Annotated in this window: 2 protein-coding genes and 1 pseudogene; 1 reads left to right on the forward strand and 2 read right to left on the reverse strand. The window is 57.0% G+C overall.

The features are described 5' to 3' along the window. Positions 1-168 precede the first annotated feature (168 nt). The gene (locus NW852_RS11610; RefSeq protein WP_414426762.1) at positions 169-1,437 is read right to left on the reverse strand and encodes a class I SAM-dependent methyltransferase; all 1,269 of its coding nucleotides are present in this window, start codon (positions 1,435-1,437) and stop codon (positions 169-171) included. 205 nt (positions 1,438-1,642) lie between these two features. On the opposite strand from NW852_RS11610, the gene NW852_RS11615 reads away from it, so the two are divergent. Continuing rightward, positions 1,643-3,436: a peptidase M8 gene (locus NW852_RS11615; RefSeq protein WP_414426763.1), complete on the forward strand. Its 1,794-nt coding sequence runs from the start codon at positions 1,643-1,645 to the stop codon at positions 3,434-3,436. Between the two features lie 96 nt (positions 3,437-3,532). On the opposite strand, the pseudogene NW852_RS11620 reads toward NW852_RS11615, so the two are convergent. Next, positions 3,533-4,565 (reverse strand): annotated as a pseudogene (locus NW852_RS11620) (hypothetical protein); the annotation flags it as partial.

The raw sequence follows: 4,565 nt of genomic DNA on the forward strand, positions 1-4,565 counted from the left end.
CCCGCGTGGATCCCCGTACCCAGCTTCGCGTCAACCAATGGGCAGAAGTGGTCTTTGACATGGATCGCTTCCACCTCTTTGACCCGCAAACCGAGGAGCGGCTGGGATAAGGCTAAAAAGCCCCCGGAAAGCTAGGGGGCTTGGAAAAGCTGCTAACTGCAGTCGCCCTTACCGTAGCGGCGAGTTTAGGAGAATCACCAGGCGCTCTTCCAAAAACTTCAGGTTGGCCAACACTTGGCTAAACGCTTCTTCCTGCGTCCAGTCCATAATCTCCATGGTTTTGTGAACCAGCGATTGCACCGGCACCGGCAAGGGGCCGAAGACATCCACCAGCCAGCGCACCGAGAAAGGATCGATGGTAATGTTCCCCTCAGCGCCCGGCCAGCCGTTGATGTTGACAGGCCCGTTGTCGCGAATGGCGTTGAGAAACGCCTGCTTGGCATCCAACCTCACCAAAAGCGGGTGGGCTTGTACAGTGCCATTCCACCATTCGTCGTTCGTAAACGGCTCAGGCTTGGGAATGCCGGGGTGCCCACACCAAAAGTCGATTAGGCGGGTCATGTTGGGGAAAACCAGCTCGATGAAGTGAAGCTTTTGCTCCTCACTTAACTTGTTGATTTGCCGCATCGTGTAGGGCACCGGCTTGGTCAAAACCCTCTCCACCTTCCACTGCTGCCAGTTCACCATGCTAATAAACTCAAGGCCGGCCTGCCTTAACATCTCAAACACCTGCGGCACCGTAAAGCCCTTGTCGCTGCGCAGCAGGAAATTGGCCAGAATTCCCCCTGTGGTTTTGATGGCATCGCCGTTCCAGTGGCTCTTCACAAAGCTGGCGTCGGTGAGAGCTTCCATCACCTCCCGCAGCAGCGGTACAGCTTTGGCCGCTGGCTCATCCATCACCCCCAGCAGCTCCATCGCATCCTGCATGTTGAAGATAAACTGCCGCTGATAAAGGCTGTGCACATTGGTGCGAATGATCCCATCAGGCTTGAGCACCTGCCGCATGCCTTTCAAACCGGCCACCGGGTCGTCCAGCAGGTAGAGAACGTCGTTGCAGGCGATAAAATCAAACTCCTCCCCCAGCGCCGTCATGTCGGTAATGTCCATAACATGAAAGCTGGCGTTCTCGATCTTGTGGAACTTGAAGCGCTGCTCCGCCAGCTTGACGGATTCAGGTGAAATATCTACTCCCACATAGCGAGCGCCGGGGTTGGCGGTTGCCAAAACCAAAGTTTCCCAGCCGGAACCACAGCCGGCATTGAGCATCACCTTGCCTTCCGGCAGTACCACCTTGCGATCCCGCAGATACCTGGCTGTTGTGAGGCTGTTGGCAAACAAGGCCAGGTTGTCGGTAACCGTCTGCTCAATCGGCACATTTGGGTAGGGAAACTCGTCAAACTGCGCCTGGACGGGGTTGGACACAACTTTCTCTGCCATGGCGGCCTTCCTGTTTTTAGGTATCCCAAACTCTTAGCACGCACCCTATCGTACTGCACAGCCAGCAACCTATTGGCCTCTCCGGCGTTCCTCTGGCCTTGAAGCTAGGTAACCTTTGCTGGTAGCTTTATTTATGGTACTGCCTCAGTATTGGCTTGCCGTCCTCATTGAGGCAGGAACTTATTCTGTCAAGGGGTTTTTTTCTATGGGCTCACGCAGGCGCCTGTTGCTGTTGGCGGTAACTTTTCTCTTCGGGATCCTGGCAGCCTGCGGCCTGGCCGCGGGGCCTGGCTTGATCAGCCGGCCAGAGACGCCCTCCTCCACCCCTGCTGCCTACTACGACGGCAACCCCCAATCGGTGACCATCCGCGATGCCGCCATCGCCTTTGCCATCGCCAGCGGGATCACCCAGCCCAGCCAGATTGTTAGCTTTGTCAACAACGTTTTGCGGGTGCAGCCTCCCATAACTTTGGCTGAGGTGACCACGGCCAACCCCAACCCAGTTGCCATTTCTGACTTCGATGGCGACGGCAGGGGGGGAACGATTCGCGACGCGGCCATCTTGTTTGCCATTGCCACTCTGCGAACCCGCGACGCCAACCGCATCAACGATTTTGTCAACAATGTGCTGCGGCTACAGCCTCCCCTTAACCTGACGCCCGAACAGGCAGCCAGGTTGCCGGGGCCGGGGTTTGTTCCCCCCACAGGGCCACCCCCAGCTTCGCCTTCGCCGTCACCGCCTGGTGGGATCCCCACCCTGGGGGTGCCGCAGAGTGTAACGGGGCGCCTGACCACCAGTAGTCCGCGGGATCCCCGTCGCCCGGATCACTTCATCCAGGACTTCCTGCTCAGCGCGTCCGTGGGGCAAACGGTGCGGATCCAGCTTTCCAGCAGCGAGTTTGATACTTACCTCTTCATCGTTAACCAGGCTACCGGGCAGGTAATTGCCGAAAACGACGACTTTGGGGGGAGTAGGAATTCCCAGCTAGACTTGGTTGTGCAAGCTGGAATTAACTACTTGGTGCGGGTTAGCAGTTACGCCCCTGGTGCTACAGGCGCTTTCCAGCTTAGGACTGCTCTGGTTGGCTCCGCACCTACTCCTTCTCCCACAGCTTCTCCCACTCCTTCTCCCACAGCTTCTCCCACTCCTTCTCCCACAGCTTCTCCCACTCCTTCTCCCCCTCCCCCTGCTGGCGGCTTCAACATCGAGGTTGAATTTATCGACAATAGCCTCAGCCCTTCCCAGCGCGACATTGTTCTGCAAGCGGCCCGGCGCTGGGAGCAGATCATCACCGGCGATCTGCCCGATGTTGCCGTAACGCTACAGGCCGGTTTCTGCCCAGGTGGTTTCCCGCCAACAGCGCTGGTCAATCGCCGGGTGGACGACATCTTGGTGCAGGTGACCGGCGCCCGGCTTCTCTCTTACCCTAGCGCTCCGGGGGAGGTCGTTGGCCAAGGTGGCCCCTGTGGCTCTCCCCGGCCTGGGAGCGGCACTTTCCCCTATGGTATGGTAGGGCTGGATCCTGCCGATCTGGCCAGGGTAGAAGCTGATGGAAGACTATTCCACGTGGTTCTGCACGAGTTGGGCCATGTTCTCGGCTTTGGCACCATACGCAACTGGGATTCCCTTCTCCGTAACAGTGGCACCAACAACCCGCGCTTTGCGGGCCCTCAGGCCACGGCTCAGTACAACAGCCTCGGCGGACTTGGCAATGTGCCGGTGGAGCTGGAGAGGCCACCAGAAGGTCACTGGCGAAGGACGTTGGGCCTTGAGCTGATGACGCCTGTCCTGGCCCCTCCTCCCCTGCGCCCCGCTCTTAGCCGCATTACGGCAGCGGCCATGCAGGATCTGGGATTTACTGGCATCAATCTTGCGGCGGCGGATCCTTATGAGCTGCCCCCAGAAGGCCGCCGCCTGGCGCCGACAGGAGAATGGCTCTTCTTGGGCGACGACGCCATCTTTGGGCCCATTGGCGGCGAGACGCGGCTGTTGCCCTAGGACAAAACCTAAACTGTGGATGGCCCTGCTGGCTGTTGCCCGGCAGGGCCACTTTGGTAGAAAAAAGGCCCCCCGTGGGGGCCAGAAGGGAGAAGGCTAGGGACAAGAGGAGCCAGAGTCTACATACCGCCTCTCTTGTGATGGAGGTGGAGATGTAGAGAAGCCAGTGAAGGTGTTGCCAGTGGGCATGGGAGTGGGCAGCACAGTTCCTGACTGTTTATAGATAGCAATACTGTTCGAACCTGAAGGAGAGTTTGTGAAGGTGTTGCCTTGCACAGTCACAGTGCCAGTAGCGTTAACACAAACCCCAATTGCTATTTCAGACGATGAGTTTCCTTCTCTGACTTGAATTGACGATCCTCCCTCCACTTTTCCAGAAGCAATGGGGCCTGATAGGAGAATAGAGAAGACATTCCCTCCAGTGGCTGTAATCGCGCTCAAGCTTGCGGTGCTGCCACTCACCTCCACAGAGCCGGAAGTCGTCTTCCCGTAAATACCTACAACGCCCTTAGCATTCCCTGATCCTGCAGCCACAACAGAGCTACCGTTTATTACCTTGAGAGTGCCAATGCCCTCATGCAAAATACCGGTAACGAAGTTCTGGTTGCTTGGAATAGAAATATCTACGTTGTCGAGAATGACAGTGCCGCCGACGGTGTTTGGCACGTGAACACATTTGTCTCCTCCTCCAACTGAACTGCCCCCACTAGGGGTAATACCCGTACAGTTAATGTTGATGTTTTTCAGAGGAGTACCCGCGGCGTTAAGGGTGATGGCGGCTGCGGCGGTGGTATTAGTAGCAGGATCCCCACTGGTAATCTGGATCCCTTGCAGCGTATAGCCTTTGTTGAGGGTTAAAGTTTTGTTATTCAAATTGAGAGTAAAGTTAACGCCACTGGCAGGAACCACTGTGACGGATCCACTTGCCAAAGCAAGACTGGTAACGTTAGCCGTGGGTGTCCCTGTTCCGTCGTCCAAGATCGTCACAATCACATTTGTCCCACCACCAAGGCTGGCTGCCGTTTGAACTGCGGTGGAGGTCAGGGCCTTCTCCACGGTCTTAAATGGCTGAGCGGGTGAAGTACCAAGGTTAGTAGTATCATTGCCAAGCGTTGGGTGTATGTAGAAC

It is taken from the genome of Synechococcus sp. H60.1, from assembly GCF_047462335.1.
Lineage (GTDB): Bacteria > Cyanobacteriota > Cyanobacteriia > Thermostichales > Thermostichaceae > Thermostichus.